Source organism: Xanthomonas sp. LF07-6 (assembly GCF_034105445.1).
GTDB classification, from domain to species: Bacteria; Pseudomonadota; Gammaproteobacteria; order Xanthomonadales; family Xanthomonadaceae; genus Xanthomonas_A; species Xanthomonas_A sontii.
The window spans coordinates 17,762-36,269 of the sequence record NZ_JAXGGI010000023.1 but is presented as its reverse complement, the minus strand read 5'-3'; the positions used below and the strand labels follow the sequence as shown (position 1 = coordinate 36,269).

The following is an 18,508-nucleotide window of genomic DNA, read 5'->3' as shown; positions in this document are numbered from 1 at the left end:
ACTGCATCAGTGAGCAGGACACTGCTTTTGTCGTGACCGCGAGCGCTGCACAGCAAGCGAGGCTGTCACGCCCGACCCCGCACGCAACAGGCTTCAGCGGCGCACGCCCCTCAGACCGCGACCATGTCCCCTCACCGTGCAATGCGGCGGCACATCGCGCCCGCCACCACGCTCGTTCAAACGTCCGCAGGCGCCAGTTCGCGCAGCTTGCCCTGGTGCAGTTCCAGCACCCGGTCCAACTTGCGCGCCAGGCTGCGGTCGTGGGTGACCAGGGCCAGGCTGGTGCCCTGCGCGCGGTTGAGCTCGAGCATCAGCGCGAACACGTTGGCCGCGGTCTTGTCGTCGAGGTTGCCGGTCGGCTCGTCGCCGAGTACGCAGGCCGGACGGTTGACCAGCGCACGCGCCACCGCGGCGCGCTGGCGCTCGCCGCCGGACAGCTCGCCCGGCTTGTGCTCCAGGCGATGGCCCAGGCCCACCGATTCCAGCAGCGCCCGCGCGCGCGCATCGGCGTCCTGGATCGGCGCGCCGCCCAGCAGCACCGGCATCATCACGTTCTCCAGCGCGGTGAACTCGGGCAGCAGGTGATGGAACTGGTAGACGAAGCCCAGCGAGCGGTTGCGCAACTGCCCGCGCGCCGCGTCGGTCAGCGCCGACATGCGCTGCCCGGCCACGTAGACCTCACCGGAGGTCGGCACGTCGAGGCCGCCGAGCAGGTGCAGCAAGGTGCTCTTGCCGGCACCGGAGGCGCCGACGATGGCCACGGTCTCGCCCGCCGCCACGCTCAGCTCCAGGCCGTCGAACACCGGCGTGCGCATCTTGCCTTCGGCGTAGGTCTTGGCCAGGCCTTCGGCGCGGATCGCCGCGTCCGCTTGTCGCTTCTGCATTCCCGATTCCCGATTCCCCATTCCCGATTCCCGGCTCTCATTCATAGCGCAGCGCCTCCGCCGGCTGCGTGCGCGCCGCGCGCCAGGCCGGGTACAGCGTGGCCAGGAAGCTCATCAGCAAGGCGACGATGGTGATCACCATGACGTCGTGCGGCTGCATGTCGGTGGGCAGGCCGGTGATGTAGTAGACGTCCTCCGGCAGCAGCTTGATGTTGAACACCGCCTCGATGCCGGCCAGGATCCGCTCCAGGTTGAGCGTCAGCACGATGCCGCCGATCACGCCGGCGACGGTGCCGATCACGCCGATCAGCGTGCCCTGCACCATGAACACCTGCATCACCCCGCCCGGGCTCAGTCCCAGCGTGCGCAGGATCGCGATGTCGGCCTGCTTGTCGGTCACCAGCATCACCTGCGAGGACACCAGGTTGAACGCACCCATCGCGATGATCAGCGACAGCAGGATGCCCATCACCGTCTTTTCCATCTTCAGCGACTGGTAGAGGTTGGCGTTCTCGCGGGTCCAGTCGCTGACCATGTACGGGCCGTGCAGGTTCAGCGCCAGGTCGCGCGCCACGTTCCAGGCCTGGTCCATGTCGTACAGCTTCAGGCGCACGCCGGTGACGCCGTCGCCCATGCGCAGCACCCGCTGCAGGTCGGGCATGCTGGTCACCGCCAGGCCGCGGTCGATCTCGTTGTAGCCGGCCTCGAAGATGCCGCTGACGGTGAAGCGCTTGTAGCGCGGCACCATGCCCATCGGGCTGGCCTGCGGCTCGCCGAGCATCACCACCACCTTGTCGCCGACGCCCACGCCCAGCCACAGCGCCAGTTCCTGGCCGAGCAGGATGTTGTACGACCCCGGGGTCAGGCTGTCGACCGAGCCCTGCTTCATCTTCTGCGCCAGCACCGAGACCTTGGCCTCTTCCTTGGGCAGGATGCCGCGGACGATCGCCGGCTGGTTGCGCTGGCCGGTGAGCAGCGCCTCTTCCTCGACGTAGGGCGCGGCGCCGGCGACGCGCTTGTCGCGCATGGCCACGTCCACCGCGTGCTGCCAGTCCTCCATCGGCGCGCCCTGCGCACTGACCGTGGCATGCGCGGCCATCTGCAGCAGGCGGTCGCGGATCTCCTTCTGGAAGCCGCTCATCACCGCCAGGGTGGTGATCAGCACGGTCACGCCCAGGGCGATGCCGAGGATCGAGGCCATGGAGATGAAGGAGATGAAATTGTTGCGGCGCTTGGCGCGCAGATAGCGCAGGCCGATGGCCACGGGTAAGGGTTTGAACATGCGCAGCCACCATCCAGGGAGCGCTATGGTGCCATTTGCGGCGGCGCAGACGAAGCGGCATGGGCGGCAGCGGCCAGACGCAGTTCACGTCGTGCCGCCGGTGGCAGCGTGTCCGGCCACCACGCCAGGCGCTGGGTGCGCCCCTGCGCATCGCGCCAGCGCACGAACGCCAGCGGTCCGCGCCAGGCGACCTGCAGCGCGCTCACCGCCACGCCATCGATGCTGGGCGTACCGGCACCGGCGGGAACCAGCAGCGTGCGCGGCGCCCGCCCGGCCTCACGGCGCAGCAGCCACCCCGCATACAGCAGCGCCAGCGCGGCCGCCGGCCAGGCCAGGTGTGGCGGCAGGTCGGAGCCGAGCAGCGACAGCGGCGCCAGCGCGCCGAGCAGGGTCAGCGCGGCCAGCAGCCAGCGCGAGGGGCGCCAGTCAAGCCGGCATGGCGCGGATGGAAGCGATGAGATCGGCGGCGCGTGCATCGGGACAGGCCTCGTAGCCCATGAACCAGCGCCACAACTTATCGTCCTCGCAATCGAGCAGGTATAGGAAAACCCCGCGCTCAGACTCGGAAGCCTCCCCCCAGCGCCGGTCCAGGTAGCGGCCGAACAACTGGTCCAGTTCGCGCATGCCGCGCCGGCAGCGCCAGCGCAGCTTCTTCAGTTCGGTGCTCTCGTCCATCGCATGCGCCCTTGCCTGGAGGCGGCGCCGCACGGCAGCCGCCGAAAACGAACGCGGCACCGAACCCGAAAGCCGGTGCCGCGCGATCGGCGGGCAGGCCCGCCGCTTGGCGATCGGCGGGCAGGCCCGCCGCTTGGAACGTGCGCCGTTGCGATCAGGCGCGGCGCGCCATCATCAGCTTCTTGATCTCGGCGATCGCCAGCGCCGGGTTCAGCCCCTTCGGGCAGGTCCGCGCGCAGTTCATGATGGTGTGGCAGCGGTACAGCTTGAACGGATCTTCCAGATCGTCCAGGCGCGCACCGGTGTCCTCGTCGCGCGAGTCGATGATCCAGCGGTAGGCCTGCAGCAGGATCGCCGGGCCCAGGTAACGCTCGCCGTTCCACCAGTAGCTCGGGCAGCTGGTCGAGCAGCACGCGCACAGGATGCACTCATACAGGCCGTCGAGCTTCTTGCGGTCCTCCGGCGACTGCAGCCGCTCACGGTCCGGCGGCGGCGGGGTCTGGGTACGGATCCACGGCTTGATCGAGGCGTACTGCGCGTAGAAGTGGGTCAGGTCCGGCACCAGATCCTTGACCACGCTCATGTGCGGCAGCGGGTAGATCGGCACTTCCTTCTTGCCGCAGTCGGCGATCGCCTTGGTGCAGGCCAGCGTGTTGGTGCCGTCGATGTTCATCGCGCACGATCCGCAGATGCCCTCGCGGCACGAGCGGCGGAAGGTCAGGGTCGGGTCGATCTCGTTCTTGATCTTGATCAGCGCGTCCAGAACCATCGGGCCGCACGCGTCCAGGTCCACCTCGTAGGTGTCGGTCCGCGGGTTGCTGTCGTCGTCCGGATTCCACCGGTAGACCTTGAAGGTCCGCACGTTCTTCGCGCCCTTGGCGGGAAAGTGCTTGCCCTTGCCGATCTTGGAATTCTTGGGGAGGGTGAACTCTGCCATGGCTTTAAAATCCGGGAATGGGGATTGGGGAATGGGGAATGGGAAGCGGGAGCGAAGAGCGCATGCGCTGTTCTCGATTCCCGATTCCCTACTCCCGTTTCCCGGCTGTGGTCAGTAAACGCGCGGCTTCGGCGGCACCACGTCCACGTCCTTGCTGAGCGTGTACATGTGCACCGGGCGGTAGTCGAAGCTGCACTGGCCCTTGTCGTCGACGGTGACCAGCGTGTGCTTCTGCCAGTTGACGTCGTCGCGGTCGGGGAAATCCTCGTGGGCGTGCGCGCCGCGGCTTTCCTTGCGCTGTTCGGCCGAGTTGATCGTCGCCACCGCGTTGAGCAGCAGGTTGTTCAGCTCGTAGGTCTCGATCAGGTCGGAATTCCACACCAGCGAGCGGTCGGACACCTTGACGTCCTCGAAGCTGGCGAAGATGTCGGCCATCTTGTCCACGCCTTCCTTCAGCGTCTTGCTGGTGCGGAACACCGCCGCGTCGGACTGCATGGTGCGCTGCATCTTGTCGCGGATCACCGAGGTCGGGGTGCTGCCGTTGGCGTTGCGCAGCTTGTCCAGCAGGCCCAGCGCCTTGTCGCAGGCGTCGCCCGGCAAACCCTTGTGCGGCGCGCCGGTCTTGATCGTCTCGGCGCAGCGGTTGGCCACCGCGCGGCCGAACACCACCAAGTCCAGCAGCGAGTTGGAGCCCAGGCGGTTGGCGCCGTGTACCGACACGCAGGCGGCCTCGCCGATGGCGTACAGGCCCGGCACCACCGCATCGGGGTTGTCGCCGTCCTTGCGCACCACTTCGCCGTGGTAGTTGGTCGGGATGCCGCCCATGTTGTAGTGGACGGTCGGGATCACCGGGATCGGCTGCTTGTGCACGTCGACGCCGGCGAAGATGCGCGCGCTCTCGGCGATGCCGGGCAGCTTCTCGTCGATCACGCCCGGGCCGAGGTGGGTCAGGTCGAGCAGGATGTGGTCCTTGTGCTCGCCGACGCCGCGGCCTTCGCGGATCTCGATGGTCATCGAACGCGACACCACGTCGCGCGAGGCCAGATCCTTGTAGTGCGGCGCGTAGCGCTCCATGAAGCGCTCGCCGCTGCTGTTGCGCAGGATGCCGCCTTCGCCGCGCACGCCTTCGGTGATCAGGCAGCCGGCGCCGTAGATGCCGGTCGGGTGGAACTGCACGAACTCCATGTCCTGCATCGGCAGGCCGGCGCGCATTACCAGGCCGCCGCCGTCGCCGGTGCAGGTGTGCGCCGAGGTGGCGCTGAAGTAGGCGCGGCCGTAGCCGCCGGTGGCCAGCACCACGCCGTGGGCGCGGAACAGGTGCAGCGAGCCTTCGGCCATGTCCAGGGCGAGCACGCCGCGGCAGGCGCCTTCCTCGTCGAAGATCAGGTCGAGCGCGAAGTACTCGATCATGAAGCGCGCGTTGTGCGCCAGCGACTGCTGGTACAGCGTGTGCAGCATGGCGTGGCCGGTGCGGTCGGCGGCGGCGCATGTGCGCTGCGCGGACGGGCCTTCGCCGTACTTGGTGGTCATGCCGCCGAACGGACGCTGGTAGATCTTGCCGTCCTCGGTGCGGCTGAACGGCACGCCGTAGTGCTCCAGCTCGATGATCGCCGGGATCGCCTCGCGGCACATGTACTCGATCGCGTCCTGGTCGCCCAGCCAGTCCGAGCCCTTGATGGTGTCGTAGAAGTGATAGCGCCAGTCGTCCTCGCCCATGTTGCCGAGCGCGGCGGAGATGCCGCCCTGCGCGGCCACGGTGTGCGAACGGGTCGGGAAGACCTTGGTCAGGCAGACGGTCTGCAGGCCCTTCTGAGCCAGGCCGAAGGTGGCGCGCAGGCCGGCGCCGCCGGCGCCGACCACGACCATGTCGTACTTGTGTTCGGTGATCTTGTAAGCGGACATCGAATCTGAGTTCCTGTTCCGGGCGCCGATCAGGCGCTGCCCAGCGCGATGCGGGCGACCGCGAATACACCGACGATCGCGCCGAGCACGGCGACGAACTTCACCGTGGTCTGCAGCGCCAGGGCCAGCAGCGAGTTGTGTACGTAATCTTCGAGAATGACCTGCAGGCCGATCTGCGCGTGCCAGAACATCGCGATCAGGAAGCCGACCAGCAGCACCGCGTTCCACGGCTTGGCCACCGCTTCGGTGGCGGTGACGTAGTCGGCGCCGAGCAGGCTCAGCACGAACACCAGGAACCACACGGTCAGGCCGACCAGCGCGGTGGCGGTCAGCCGCTGCAGCACGAAATGCTCGGTGCCGGACTTGGCCGCGCCCAGGCCGCGGACGTTCTTCAGAGGGGTGCGATAGCGGCTCATGCGGCGGCTCCGTGGAGGACGTAGGCCCAGATCAGCGCCACGATCACCAGGCTGCCGACCACCGACATCCAGCTGCTGCGCACGAACGCGGGGATGCTGAAGCCATGGCCGAAGTCCTGCACGATGTGGCGCAGGCCGTTGCACAGGTGGTAGGCGAAGGCCCAGCTCCAGGCGAACAGGAATACCTGGCCGTACCAGGCGCCGGCCATGCCGCGGAAGCAGTTCCAGGACGCCGGGCCGAGCATCAGCACCAGCAGCGCGGCGGCGATGATCAGGGCACCGACCGACAGCACGATGCCGGTGGCACGGTGCAGGATGGAGGTGACCATCTGGATCTGCCAGCGATAGACCTGCAGATGCGGGGAAAGGGGACGTTCGCGCGTAGCCATTCGCTGGGCTCGTTGTCTCGGCTGGGCGGCGTGCTTAAGGCCGCGTTGGCTCAAAGCTGCTCAAAAATCGATGCAGCGTCCGTTTTTCTCCCAGTCGCCGTAGCGCGTCGGCTCGAGGCCGCCGCGCCCGCCGATCTCCCGCGGCGCAGGCTCGGTCTGCGGAGGAGTGTCCTCGGCGGGCCGCTGCGTTTCGGGATCGGACTCGGGTGTGGGGGTTGGTTGGCCTATCATGCGGGTCTCACAACTCGTCAATTTTAGTCCTCCCCTCTCGTGCCTGACAACCTGAATCTGGAATCCGGCGGTTTTTCCGCCTTGCCACACCTGCAATACGTCGCATTGCGCGGTCCGGATGCAGCGGCCTTCGCCCATGCGCAATTCGCCAACGACGTGCAGGCGCTGGCAGTGGGCCAGTGGCAATGGAACGCCTGGCTCACCGCCAAGGGCCGGGTGATCGCGGTGTTCGCGCTGCTGCGCCAAGCCGACGACGCCTTGCTGATGCTGCTGGCCGACGGCGGCGCCGACGAACTGGCAACGGCACTGGGCCGCTTCGTGTTCCGGCGCAAACTGCGCGTGACGGTCGAGGACACGCTGCATGCCTTCGGTCGTCTGAGCCTACCCGAGCAGGCCCGCGGCGCGGCGTCGACGCACGATGAGGCCGGCGTGATCGAACTGGACATGGGCGGCGACGGCCTGCCGCGCACCCTGCGCCTGGTGCCGACGCCGGCCGCGGATGCGCCGGCCGCCGACCCGGCGCTGGCCGAGGCCTGGCGCGCGGCCGACCTGCGCCTGGGCCTGGCCCGGCTTGCGCCGAGCCAGCGCGAACAATGGACCCCGCAGCAGTTGGGTCTGGACCGGCTGCACGCCTTCAGCGTCAAGAAGGGCTGCTACCCCGGCCAGGAAATCGTCGCCCGCACCCACTTCCTGGGCAAGGCCAAGCGCGCGGTGCAGTTGCTGGAAGTGGATGCGCCCGTCGCGATCGACGCACCGGTGCTGCGCGACGGCCAACCGTTCGGCAGCGTGGTCAGCGTCGCCGGCACCCTGGCATTGGCGGTGCTGCCGCTCGAGGAGGCGCCACCGGCGGGACTGGACATCGACGGCCACCCCGCACGGTGGCAGCCACTGATCGACGGCCTGGCGCGCTGAACGCGCCGGCGCCTTCGCTGTTGCTATTGCGATTCCCGATTCCCGACTCCCGACTCCCGCGCCTCCAGACGCCCCCCACTCTCGGCATCGAAGAAGTGCAGCGCATCGCCGCGCACCGCCACCCGCAGGCGCTCGCCCAGGCCCGGCAGCGCGCGCGGCGCCACCCGCATCACCAGCGGCTGCGCGCCGTGGCTGAGATTGACGAAGATCTCGTTGCCGACCGGCTCGATCACCTCGATGGTGGCCTCGAAGCCGCCCTGCGCGTCGTCGCTGGGCTGCAGGTGCTCCGGCCGCACGCCGATCGCCAGTTCCCGGCCCAACCACTGCGGCGCGACCTGCGCGCCCGGCAGCGGCACCCGCCCGCCGTCCTGCAACTGCAGCTGCAGGCCGCCCTCCTCCACCAACCGCCCGCGCAGCACGTTCATCGCCGGGCTGCCGAGGAAACCGGCCACGAACAGGTTGGCCGGGCGGTCGTACAGCGCCATCGGCGTGTCGATCTGCTGGATCACACCGTCCTTGAGCACGACGATGCGCTGGCCCAGGGTCATCGCCTCGACTTGGTCGTGGGTGACGTAGATCATGGTGGTGCCGAGCTTGCGGTGCAGTTGCGCGATCTCGGTGCGCACCGAATGGCGCAGCTTGGCGTCCAGGTTGGACAGCGGCTCGTCGAGCAGGAACACCGCCGGCTCGCGCACCAGCGCGCGGCCCAGCGCCACGCGCTGGCGCTGGCCGCCGGACATGGCGCGCGGCAGCTTGTCCAGCATCGGGGTCAGGCCCAGGGTGTCGGCGGCCGCGGCCACGCGCTGACGGATGACCTCCTTGCTCTCGCCGCGCAGCTTGAGCCCGAACGCCAGGTTCTCGGCCACGGTCATGTGCGGGTACAGCGCATAGCTCTGGAACACCATGGCGATGTCGCGGTCCTTCGGCGCCACCTCGTTGACCACGCGCTCGCCGATGCGCAGTTCGCCGCCGCTGATCTCTTCCAGGCCGGCGATCATGCGCAGCAGCGTGGACTTGCCGCAGCCCGAGGGCCCGACCAGCACCATCAGTTCGCCGTCGGCCACTTCGAAGCTGGCCCCGTGCACGGCGACCTGGCCGTTGTCGTAGACCTTGCGGATGTTGTCCAGTTGTACTTTCGCCATGTATCCGGTTTCCGGCAGTGAGGAACGGGCTGCCGCCGGTCCCTCCCGAGGGCAGTGCATACGAATTCGGGTCGCATCATGCCCGCGCGCAGGCAACAATGGATCGCGATGCGGTATTCTGCCATGTAACCGTTTTCACGGGGCAACATCGAGCCTGGGAGGGCATGCAATGCGATCCGCCAGCCGCCGCTCCGGCGCGCCGCCGTCATCCTGCCGGATAACAACCGACCTGCAGCATGAGGCATTGGAGAGGTATGCTCAGAGGTCTGGCAGTCGTATTCATCTCCTGGATCGTGCGTTCCCGCCTGGCGGCCCTCCCGCGTCACGCCCTCGCCCGAACCGGCCGGATACAGGCCGTCGCCGCCGTTCGCTTTCCCACGCCACGTCACTCCTAGCCCCCAGGTGATCGACACCATGTCACCCGAAACCGAAACCCGGTCGATGCACGATACCTTCCTGTTGTTCGGCGCCACCGGCGATCTGGCCCAGCGCTACCTGTTCCCCTCGCTGCTGCGCATGCTCGACGACGGCTTCCTGCCGGAAGACTTCCGCATCCGCGCACTGGCGCTGTCGCCGCACGACACCGCCAAGTTCCACGAGATCCTCAAGCCGCGCCTGCAGGCGGCGATGCCGCAGATCGGCGAATCGATCGTGCAGGCGCTGCTGGCGCGCATCGACTACCGCTCGGTGGACCTGCGCGATGCCGAATCGGTGGCCGCCGCGGTGCGCGACCTGACCGCGCGCCGCTGCGTGAGCTACCTGGCGATCCCGCCGGGGCTGTACATCAGCACCTGCCAGGGCCTGGCCCTGGGCGGCGCCCTGGCCGCACCGCACCGGCTGATGCTGGAGAAGCCGATCGGCCACGATTCGGACAGCGCCCGCGAGATCGTGCAGGCGATCGGCGCGCTGATCGACGAGGACCGCGTGTTCCGCCTGGACCACTACCTGGGCAAGGCCGCGGTGCAGAACCTGATCGCGCTGCGCTTCGGCAACACGCTGCTGGAAGCGGTGTGGAACCGCAACTACATCGAGTCGGTGGACATCCTGGTCGCCGAGAGCGAGGGCGTGGACGGCCGCGACGCCTACTACGCGCGCTCCGGCGCGCTGCGCGACATGGTGCAGAGCCATATCCTGCAGTTGCTGTGCCTGGTGGCGATGGAGCCGCCGGCGTCGCTGGAAGCCGACCGCATCCGCGACGAGAAGGTCAAGGTGCTGCGCGCGCTGCGTCCGCTGAGCGCCGAGCATGCCGCCCGCGACAGCGTGCGCGGGCGCTACACCGCCGGCACCATCAACGGCCAGCCGGCGCAGGCCTACCAGCCGCCGGAAGGCAGCGACGTGGAGACCTTCGCCGCGGTCACCGCCTACATCGACAACTGGCGCTGGGCCGGGGTGCCGTTCCGGCTGTGCACCGGCAAGCGCCTGGCCGAGCGCTCCACCCGCGTGGTGGTCACGCTCAAGCCGGTCACCCACTGGCTGTTCGAGCGCCCGGCCGCGCAGCAGGTGGCGCCGAACCGGCTGACCTTCCAGCTGCAGCCGCAGGAGAACATCGAACTGGGGCTGATGAGCAGCCTGGCCGGCCCGGAGTGGGGCGCGCTGGAACTGCAGCCGCTGGAACTGGAACTGTCGGTGCCCACCGGCCTGCACCGGCGCATCGCCTACGAGCGGCTGATGCTCGACGCGCTCAACGGCAACCATGCGCTGTTCGTGCGCGACGACGAAGTCCGCGCCGCCTGGGCCTGGATCGACAGCGTCAGCGCCGCCTGGGCGCAAGCGCGCCTGCCGCTGCTGCCCTACCCGGCCGGCAGCTGGGGCCCGGAGGAAGCGCAGGCCTACGTCTCCTGCGACCAGTCCGGCGCCGCGCCGAAGGTCGCGCAATGAGCGCGCCGCAGCGCCCGGTGCTGGTCGCCGACATCGGCGGCACCAATGCCCGTTTCGCCCTCGCCGATCTCGACGCCTCGGTGCCGTTGCTCGACGACAGCACCCAGACCTACTCGGTGGTGGAATTCCCGTCGCTGGGCGACGCCGCCCGCCATTACCTGGAACAGACCGGGGTGGACGCGCGCAGCGGCACCTTCGCGGTCGCCGGCCGCGTCGACGGCGACGAGGCGCGCATCACCAACCATCCGTGGGTGATCTCGCGGGCGCGCACCCGCGCCATGCTCGGCTTCGACGAACTGCACCTGATCAACGACTTCGCCGCGCAGGCGATGGCGATCAGCCTGCTGCGGCCGCAGGACGTGGTCCAGGTCGGCGGCGCCAGCTGGACGCCATCAGCGATCGAGGTGCCGCGCAACTACGGGGTGATCGGCCCCGGCACCGGCCTGGGCGTGGGCGGCCTGCTGATGCGCGGCGGGCGCTGCTTCCCGCTGGAGACCGAGGGCGGCCATGTCAGCTTCCCGCCGGGCACGCCGGAGGAGATCCGCATCCTGGAACTGCTCTCGCAGCAGTTCGGCCGCGTCTCCAACGAGCGCCTGATCTGCGGCCCCGGCCTGGTCAACATCCACCGCGCGCTCAGCGAGATCGCCGGCGACGACCCGGGCCCGCTGCAGCCGGAGGACATCACCGCGCGTGCCGCGCAGGGCGACTACCGGGCGATGCGCACGGTGGACGTGTTCTGCGCCGTGTTCGGCGCCATCGCCGGCGATCTGGTGCTGATGCAGGGCGCCTGGGACGGCGTGTTCCTGACCGGCGGGCTGGTGCCGAAGATGCTCGACGCGATCCAGCATTCCGGATTCCGCCAGCGCTTCGAGCACAAGGGCCGGTTTTCGTCGATCATGGCGCGGGTGCCGTCGCTGGCGGTGATCCACCCCCGTCCCGGCCTGCTCGGCGCCGCCGCCTACGCGGTGGACGCCGCGCGGCAATCCCCAGGAGCCATCGCATGAGCCCCACGCTGTCCGACCGCATCACGCTGATCCGCTACGACGATCCGGACGAATGGATCGACGCGGCGGCGGCCGAGATCGGCACCGCGCTGCGCGAGGAGATCCAGCGCCGCGGCGGCGCGCGCCTGCTGCTGTCCGGCGGCACCACCCCGGCGCCGGTGTACCAGGCGCTGGCCGAGTTGCCGCTGGACTGGTCGAAGCTGGAAGTCGGCCTGGTCGACGAGCGCTGGCTGTCGCCGCAGGACAGCGACAGCAACGCCTACCTGGTCCGGCACAGTCTGCTCGACCGCGCCGAAGAGGCGCGCTTCGAACCGCTGGTGCGGGTCGGCAAGCCGCTGCAGGACTGCGTGCACGCGGCCAACCTGCACGCGCAGCACGCCCCGGCCCCGTGCATGGCGGTGCTGGGCATGGGCGGCGACGGCCACACCGCCTCGCTGTTCCCGGGCGCCACCGACCTGAACAAGGCCCTGGCCAACCCGCTGCCCTACGCCACGCTCGACGCCACCGGCTGCCCCGGCGCCAACACCTGGCCGCTGCGCATCACCCTGACCCCGGCCGGCCTGGCGCCGATCGGCCAACGCATGCTGCTGTTGCGCGGCAAGCAGAAGCTGGAAGTGCTGGAGCGCGCGCTGGCCGGCACCGATCCGCACGAGTACCCGATCCGCGTCGCCTTCGACACGCCTGGTGCGCGCCTGCGCGTGCATTGGTGCGAGTGAGGCCGGGATTGGGGATTGGGGATTGGTGATTAGGGATTCGCAACGGCTGCGCGCTGATGCATTTCCGCTCTTCCGATCGCCATTGTCGATTCCCGCTCTTTCGATTCCCGATTCCCGTTTCCCGTTTCCCGATTCCCCCCTTCATAGCCACTTCCGCCAATGAGCCTGCATCCGACCCTCCACGCGATCACCGAACGCATCCGCCAGCGCAGTGCGCCGTCGCGGCGCGCCTACCTGGCCGGCATCGACGCCGCGCTGCGCGACGGTCCGTTCCGCAGCCGCCTGAGCTGCGGCAACCTCGCCCACGGCTTCGCCGCCTGCGGCCCCACCGACAAGAGCCGGCTGGAAGGCGGGATCACCCCCAACCTCGGCATCATCACCGCCTACAACGACATGCTCTCGGCGCACCAGCCGTTCGAGCACTACCCGGAGATCATCCGCAGCACCGCGCGCGCGCTCGGCGCCACCGCGCAGGTCGCCGGCGGCGTGCCGGCGATGTGCGACGGCGTGACCCAGGGCCGGCCGGGCATGGAGCTGTCGCTGTTCTCGCGCGACGTGATCGCCCAGGCCACCGCGATCGGCCTCAGCCACGACATGTTCGACACCAGCCTGTACCTGGGCGTGTGCGACAAGATCGTGCCGGGCCTGCTGATCGGCGCGCTGGCCTTCGGCCACCTGCCGGCGGTGTTCGTGCCGGCCGGGCCGATGACCCCGGGCATCCCCAACAAGCAGAAGGCCGAGGTGCGCGAACGCTACGCCGCCGGCCAGGCCACCCGCGAGGAGCTGCTGGCCGCCGAATCGGCGTCCTACCACGCCCCCGGCACCTGCACCTTCTACGGCACCGCCAACTCCAACCAGGTGCTGCTGGAAGCGATGGGCGTGCAGTTGCCCGGCGCCTCCTTCGTCAATCCCGGCACCCCGCTGCGCGAGGCGCTGACCCAGCAGGCGACCGAGCGCGCGCTGCGCATCACCGCCCTGGGCAGCGACTTCCGCCCGCTGGGCCGCTTGATCGACGAGCGTGCCATCGTCAACGCGGTGGTCGCGCTGATGGCCACTGGCGGCTCCACCAACCACACCATCCACTGGCTGGCGGTGGCGCGCGCGGCCGGCATCGTGCTGACCTGGGACGACCTGGACGCGCTGTCACAGTTGGTGCCGCTGCTGGCGCGGGTGTATCCGAACGGCGAGGCCGACGTGAACCACTTCGCCGCCGCCGGCGGCATCGGCTTCGTGTTCCGCGAGCTGATGGACGCCGGGCTGATGCACGACGACCTGGCCACCATCGTGCCCGGCGGCATGCGCGCCTACGGCGACGAGCCGTGCCTGCAGGACGGCAAGCTGAGCTACGTGCCGACCCCGGCCAAGAGTGCCGACGAGGCGGTGGTGCGCCCGGCGTCCAACCCGTTCGAGGCGCAGGGCGGGCTGCGCCTGCTGCGTGGCAACCTCGGCCGCTCGCTGATCAAGCTGTCGGCGGTGAAGCCGCAGTTCCGCACCATCGAAGCCCCGGCCGTGGTGATCGATGCGCCGCAGGCGCTGAACAAGCTGCACGCCGCCGGCGCGCTGCCGCACGACTTCGTGGTGGTGCTGCGCTACCAGGGCCCGCAGGCCAACGGCATGCCGGAACTGCATTCGCTGGCGCCGCTGCTGGGCCTGCTGCAGAACCAGGGCCGGCGCGTGGCGCTGGTCACCGACGGGCGCCTGTCCGGTGCGTCCGGCAAGTTCCCCGCGGCCATCCACGTGACCCCGGAAGCGGCCCGCGGCGGCCCCCTGGCGCGGGTGCGCGAAGGCGACATCGTGCGCCTGGACGGCGAGGCCGGCACCCTGGAAGTGCTGGTGGACGCCGCCGAGTGGGCCGCGCGCCCGCTGGCGCCGAACACCGCGCCGGCCGCGCACGACCTGGGCCGCAACCTGTTCGGACTCAACCGCCGCATGGTCGGCCCCGCCGACCAGGGCGCGCTGTCGATCTCCTGCGGCCCGCCGGCCGCCGACGGCGACCTGTGGAACTACGACGCCGAGTACGACCTGGGCCGCGATGCCGAGGCCGCCGCCGCGCCGCACGAATCCAAGGACGCCTGAGCCGCCGCCTGCCTCACCCTGCCCTGGCCGTGCACGGCCGGGGCCTCGCCCCCCTTGCAACCGAGACGCCCATGACCATCGCCGAACACCAGACCAAGGCCGAACAGCTGCTGCGCGCGGCCGGCATCCTGCCCGTCGTCACCGTCCACACCCTGGAAGAAGCGCGCCGCGTGTCGGCCGCGCTGCTCGAAGGCGGCCTGCCGGCGATCGAGCTGACCCTGCGCACGCCGGTGGCGATGGAAGCGCTGGCGATGCTCAAGCGCGAACTGCCGGACATCGTGATCGGCGCCGGCACCGTGCTCAACGCCACCCAGCTGCAGCAGTCGATCGACGCCGGCGCCGACTTCATCGTCACCCCGGGCACCACCCCGACCCTGGCCGACGCCCTGGCGCAGGCGCCGCTGCCGGTGGTGCCGGGCGCGGCCACCCCGAGCGAACTGCTGGCGCTGATGGAGCGCGGCTTCCGCGTGTGCAAGCTGTTCCCCGCCTCCGCCGTCGGCGGCCTGGCGATGCTCAAGGGCCTGGCCGGCCCCCTGGCCGAACTCAAGCTGTGCCCCACCGGCGGCATCGGCGAGAGCACCGCCGCCGAGTACCTGGCCCAGCCCAACGTGGTCTGCATCGGCGGCTCGTGGATGGTGCCCAAGGACTGGCTGGCCGACGGCGCCTGGGACAAGGTGCGCGAAAGCTCGGCGAAGGCGGCGGCGATCGTGCGTGAAGCCGGGAATCGGGATTCGGGAATCGGGAATCGGTAAAAACCCGAACCTCGGCTCTCACAACTCCATACTCCAGAAAGCAAAAGCGCCGGCATGCCGGCGCTTTTGCTTTTGCGATTCCCGATTCCCCACTCCCCATTCCCGGCCTCACCGCACCTCGATCTGCACATCCGCCGGCAACGCGTGGATGCGCAGTTCGCCGTGCTCCCACTGCGCCGCTTCGCCGTTGACCAGGGTGCGGCCCGGTTCGCCCGGGTACGGCCACGGCAGCACCAGGCCGCCGCTGGGCATGCGCAGGCCCTCGGGGATGTTCAGCAGCAGGCGGTTCTTCTGCCGGCGCAGCTGGTAGCTCAGCGGGCCCTGCGGGGTGCGCAGCTGTTCGATCGCCACGCCCTTGCCGTCGAGCCAGTCGGCGGGGATGCCGGCGGCCAGCACCAGGCTGTCGTCGACGTCGCGGGCGTAGGCGAACATGTCCAGCACCGAGCGCACGAAGTCCGAGGCGACCCAGGCATGCGGCAGGTCGCCGAGGAAGAACGGCTTGCGCGGCGTGCGCGAGACCACTTCGGCCCACTGGTTCCACGCCTGCGGCGTGCGGTCCTTGAAGAAGAACTGCGTCGCCTCCCACGCGCGCTCGCGCCAGCCCAGGCGCACGAACGCGGACACGTTGCGCCACTCGTAGGGGGTGTAGTCCTTCCACTCGCGGGTGCCGTCGCGGCGGCCGACGAACTCGCTCCAGTAACGCTCGAAGGTGTTGTCGAGCAGCGCCTGCGGCAACCGGCCCTGCTCGCCGCCCGGCGCCAGCGCGATGGTGGTCGAGGTCGGGTCGAAATCGCCCAGCTCCGCCGAGCCCGGCAGGAAGTCGATGTGGTGCTGCCGGGTGGCCGCGTCCAGCGAGGCGTACAGGTCCTGGCGGAACTGGTCGCGCGAGGCCGCGAAGCGCGCGGCATCGTCGATGCGGCCGAGTTCGGCGGCGATGCTCACCGCATCCTTGTAGCCGCGCAGCGCCCAGAAGTTGTCCCAGTACGAGTGCATCGGCTTGGCCGAATAGCCCTCGTGGCTGATCGACACCGGCATCATTCCGTAGAAGGCCGCGTTGCGCGCACGGTTCTCGTCGGTGCGCTCGCTCAGCCGCAACTGCTCCATGTAGGTGTACGCGCCGAGCACATGCGGCCACATCTGCTCCAGGAAGGCGCGGTCGCCGCTGTAGCGGTAGTAGTCGGCGACGCTGTAGATCAGTTCGCCGTGGCTGTCGTTCTCCGGCACCGGGTCGCTGCCGCGATCGTCCACGCAGCACGGCACCATGCCGTTGGCGAACTGGTACGGCGCATACCATTCCACGTACTCGCGGACCACGTCGGCGCGGCCCAGGCGCAGCAGGCCTTCGGAGATCATCGCGCCGTCGCGAATCCAGCTGCGCGAATACGAGCGCGTGCCCGGCTGCAGGCGCGGACCGATCCGCGAGATCAGCATGTGCGCCAGCGCGGTGCGCAGCGTGTCGGTGACCGCCTTGCCCTGCGCCGGCACGTGCAACTGCACGCGGTCCAGCTTCTCGTGCCACTGCGCGGCGACCTGCTGCTGCGCGCGCGCCGCGTCGAAGCCTGCCGGCACGCCGGCGTTGCCGGTCTGCGGGATCACCAGCGCCACCTCGCGCACCTCGCCCGGGGCCAGACGCCCGCGGTACAGCAACGCGCCGGAGGCCAGGCCGTCCGGATCCTGCGCCTGCTGCGGCAGGCCGCTGGCGTCGGTACTCAGCCGTTCGACGTCCATGCCGGCGTCGAACGCGCTGGCATACGCCGCATCCGGCTTCTGCACCGCGAACACCCGCGGCTGGCCGTTGACCTGCACCTGCGTGTCGGCGAAGGCCAGCGAGCGGATCGGGCTGACCCCGCCGACCGTGTTGAGGAACTGGCTGGGCGGATTGACCTGGAACGGACGCACCGCCAGCGCCAGGGTGTAATCGTGCGACTGCTTGCCCGGGTTGCTGAGCCGGTAGCGCGCTACCAGTTGCGCCTGCTCCGGCTCGCCCTGCACGAAGGCGGTCACGCGCAGCGCGGCGTTGTCGTGGGTCCAGTCCACGCTGGGAATCGGCAGGTAGTCATCCTGCAGGCTCTGCGCCGTCTTGACGTCGGCCCAACTCAGACGCTTGCCGTCCAGCAGCAGGAACGGCTCGATGCTGAAGCCGCCCTTGCCCACCTCGATCGCGCCATCCTCGCCGACCAGGCCCTGCTCGCGGCCGCCATCCAGGCCGACGATGGTCCAGTACGGCTGCTCGCCGCTGAAGCCGCGCGGGAACCAGCCGCGGGTCGATTGCGCCGCCACCGACTTGATGAAGTCGTTCTGGGTGGCGGCGAAGGCCAGCGGCTGCAGCGTGATGTCGGCGATGCCGTAACGGAAGCTGGGGCCGTCCTGCAGGTCGAAACGCACGTAGCGCGCCTCGGTTTCCGGCAGCGCCAACCAGTCGGTGCCGCCGTTGCCGGCGGTCACGCTGCGCAACTCGCGCCAGCTGCGCCCGTCGGCCGATCCCTGCACGGTGTAGCGCGAGGCGTAGACGCCCGGCGCCCACTGCACCTTGGCGCCGCCGAACTCGCGCACCTTGCCCAGGTCCAGCATCACCGTCTGGGTCTTGGCGTTGCCGCTGTACCAGACGGTGTCGGGCTTGCCGTCGGCGATGCGCTGCTCCAGCGCCGGCGCGGTATCGGTGTTGACCTTGACCGTCAGCGGCGAGGTGTCCTGCGGCGGCAACGGGGTCAGGGTCAGCTGGTCGAAGCACACCGTGCCGGCGCCGCCGACCTGGTTGTAGATGGTGAACTCGATCTGTGCGCTGCGGGTCAGCTCCTTCTCCGGGCTCGGTCCCCAGGCCTTGTCGATCTGCCGCTTCTTGTAGGTGACCGTGCTCCACTGCGTGGGGAAGTCGTAGCGCGGCCGGTTGACCCACCACACGTTGTCGCCGCTGGCGTCGACCAGCTTGAACTGCAGGTCGTTGCTCGGCGACTCGCCGCGCAGTTGGAACGAGAACTGGTAGTTGTCCGGGTACTCGATCGGCACGCTGCGGCGGATCCCGGCATAGCCGGACACGCCGTTGAAGTCGTAGTCCAGGCACAGCGCCTTGGCGCGGCCGCCGCTGGGCGCCTGCACCAGCCGGGTCGAGGCGGTGACCTGGTTGGAGACGACGATCTGCCACTTGTCCAGATCGTTGAAGCTGTCCAGTGTCACCGTGGAGGTCGGCGGCGCGGCGACCGCCTGGGCGGCCGCCAGTCCCAGCATCGCCAGCATCGCGCGTGCGCACGTCATCGCCATCCCGTCCCTCATCGCCTTCCCCGTCGCTGTCGTTTCGTTGCGTGTCTGCTTGTA

At 69.6% G+C, this 18,508-nt stretch carries 17 protein-coding genes; 6 read left to right on the top strand and 11 right to left on the bottom strand.

All coding sequences use genetic code 11. The features are described from left to right. Positions 1-176: 176 nt before the first annotated feature. The 9 genes from lolD to SLW56_RS20390 all read right to left on the bottom strand — a co-directional run bounded on the left by lolD (position 177) and on the right by SLW56_RS20390 (position 6,716). Positions 177-884: a lipoprotein-releasing ABC transporter ATP-binding protein LolD gene (gene lolD, locus SLW56_RS20430; RefSeq protein WP_017909302.1), complete on the bottom strand. Its 708-nt coding sequence runs from the start codon at positions 882-884 to the stop codon at positions 177-179. Positions 885-921: 37 nt separating this feature from the next. Next, positions 922-2,166 (bottom strand): lipoprotein-releasing ABC transporter permease subunit, encoded by a 1,245-nt coding sequence (locus SLW56_RS20425; protein WP_010342649.1) that lies wholly within the window; start codon positions 2,164-2,166, stop codon positions 922-924. A gap of 23 nt (positions 2,167-2,189) precedes the next feature. After that, positions 2,190-2,642, bottom strand: coding sequence for a hypothetical protein (locus SLW56_RS20420; RefSeq protein ID WP_267107421.1), 453 nt, complete (start codon positions 2,640-2,642; stop codon positions 2,190-2,192). Next, the gene (locus SLW56_RS20415; protein ID WP_267107422.1) at positions 2,593-2,841 is read right to left on the bottom strand and encodes a succinate dehydrogenase assembly factor 2; all 249 of its coding nucleotides are present in this window, start codon (positions 2,839-2,841) and stop codon (positions 2,593-2,595) included. Before SLW56_RS20415 ends, SLW56_RS20420 begins: the two co-directional genes overlap by 50 nt. Positions 2,842-2,995: 154 nt before the next feature. Beyond that, positions 2,996-3,778, bottom strand: coding sequence for a succinate dehydrogenase iron-sulfur subunit (locus tag SLW56_RS20410; RefSeq protein WP_010342653.1), 783 nt, complete (start codon positions 3,776-3,778; stop codon positions 2,996-2,998). Positions 3,779-3,889: 111 nt separating this feature from the next. Further along, entirely contained in the window at positions 3,890-5,680 is a 1,791-nt protein-coding gene (sdhA, locus tag SLW56_RS20405) for a succinate dehydrogenase flavoprotein subunit (protein WP_017908441.1), read from the bottom strand. Between the two features lie 29 nt (positions 5,681-5,709). Continuing rightward, the gene (gene sdhD / locus SLW56_RS20400) at positions 5,710-6,096 is read right to left on the bottom strand and encodes a succinate dehydrogenase, hydrophobic membrane anchor protein (protein WP_017908440.1); all 387 of its coding nucleotides are present in this window, start codon (positions 6,094-6,096) and stop codon (positions 5,710-5,712) included. Further along, complete coding sequence (sdhC, locus tag SLW56_RS20395; RefSeq protein WP_152237416.1) at positions 6,093-6,485, bottom strand: succinate dehydrogenase, cytochrome b556 subunit; 393 nt, start codon at positions 6,483-6,485, stop codon at positions 6,093-6,095. Before sdhC ends, sdhD begins: the two co-directional genes overlap by 4 nt. Before the next feature lie 60 nt (positions 6,486-6,545). After that, complete coding sequence (locus SLW56_RS20390; protein ID WP_081481960.1) at positions 6,546-6,716, bottom strand: DUF1674 domain-containing protein; 171 nt, start codon at positions 6,714-6,716, stop codon at positions 6,546-6,548. Between the two features lie 39 nt (positions 6,717-6,755). On the opposite strand from SLW56_RS20390, the gene SLW56_RS20385 reads away from it, so the two are divergent. Next, a complete protein-coding gene (locus SLW56_RS20385; protein ID WP_267093929.1) occupies positions 6,756-7,628 on the top strand; it encodes a folate-binding protein in 873 nt (290 codons plus the stop codon). Positions 7,629-7,651: 23 nt separating this feature from the next. On the opposite strand, the gene ugpC is transcribed toward SLW56_RS20385, so the two are convergent. Further along, positions 7,652-8,770, bottom strand: coding sequence for a sn-glycerol-3-phosphate ABC transporter ATP-binding protein UgpC (gene ugpC / locus SLW56_RS20380; RefSeq protein ID WP_267099386.1), 1,119 nt, complete (start codon positions 8,768-8,770; stop codon positions 7,652-7,654). A 441-nt stretch (positions 8,771-9,211) separates the two neighbouring features. Between ugpC and zwf the strand changes: the two genes are divergently transcribed. The 5 genes from zwf (at position 9,212) to SLW56_RS20355 (ending at position 15,196) form a co-directional block, all read left to right on the top strand. Next, entirely contained in the window at positions 9,212-10,648 is a 1,437-nt protein-coding gene (gene zwf / locus SLW56_RS20375) for a glucose-6-phosphate dehydrogenase (RefSeq protein WP_320695387.1), read from the top strand. Then, entirely contained in the window at positions 10,645-11,652 is a 1,008-nt protein-coding gene (gene glk / locus SLW56_RS20370) for a glucokinase (RefSeq protein WP_320695386.1), read from the top strand. The genes zwf and glk overlap by 4 nt, the downstream gene beginning before the upstream one ends. Then, positions 11,649-12,368, top strand: coding sequence for a 6-phosphogluconolactonase (pgl, locus tag SLW56_RS20365; RefSeq protein WP_017917731.1), 720 nt, complete (start codon positions 11,649-11,651; stop codon positions 12,366-12,368). The genes glk and pgl overlap by 4 nt, the downstream gene beginning before the upstream one ends. Positions 12,369-12,527: 159 nt before the next feature. Next, entirely contained in the window at positions 12,528-14,444 is a 1,917-nt protein-coding gene (gene edd, locus SLW56_RS20360) for a phosphogluconate dehydratase (protein WP_267084237.1), read from the top strand. Positions 14,445-14,515: 71 nt separating this feature from the next. After that, positions 14,516-15,196: a bifunctional 4-hydroxy-2-oxoglutarate aldolase/2-dehydro-3-deoxy-phosphogluconate aldolase gene (locus SLW56_RS20355; protein WP_267084236.1), complete on the top strand. Its 681-nt coding sequence runs from the start codon at positions 14,516-14,518 to the stop codon at positions 15,194-15,196. Between the two features lie 108 nt (positions 15,197-15,304). Here the strand turns inward: SLW56_RS20355 and SLW56_RS20350 are convergent, their stop codons facing one another. Then, a complete protein-coding gene (locus SLW56_RS20350) occupies positions 15,305-18,421 on the bottom strand; it encodes a discoidin domain-containing protein (protein WP_320695388.1) in 3,117 nt (1,038 codons plus the stop codon). Between the last annotated feature and the right edge of the window lie 87 nt (positions 18,422-18,508).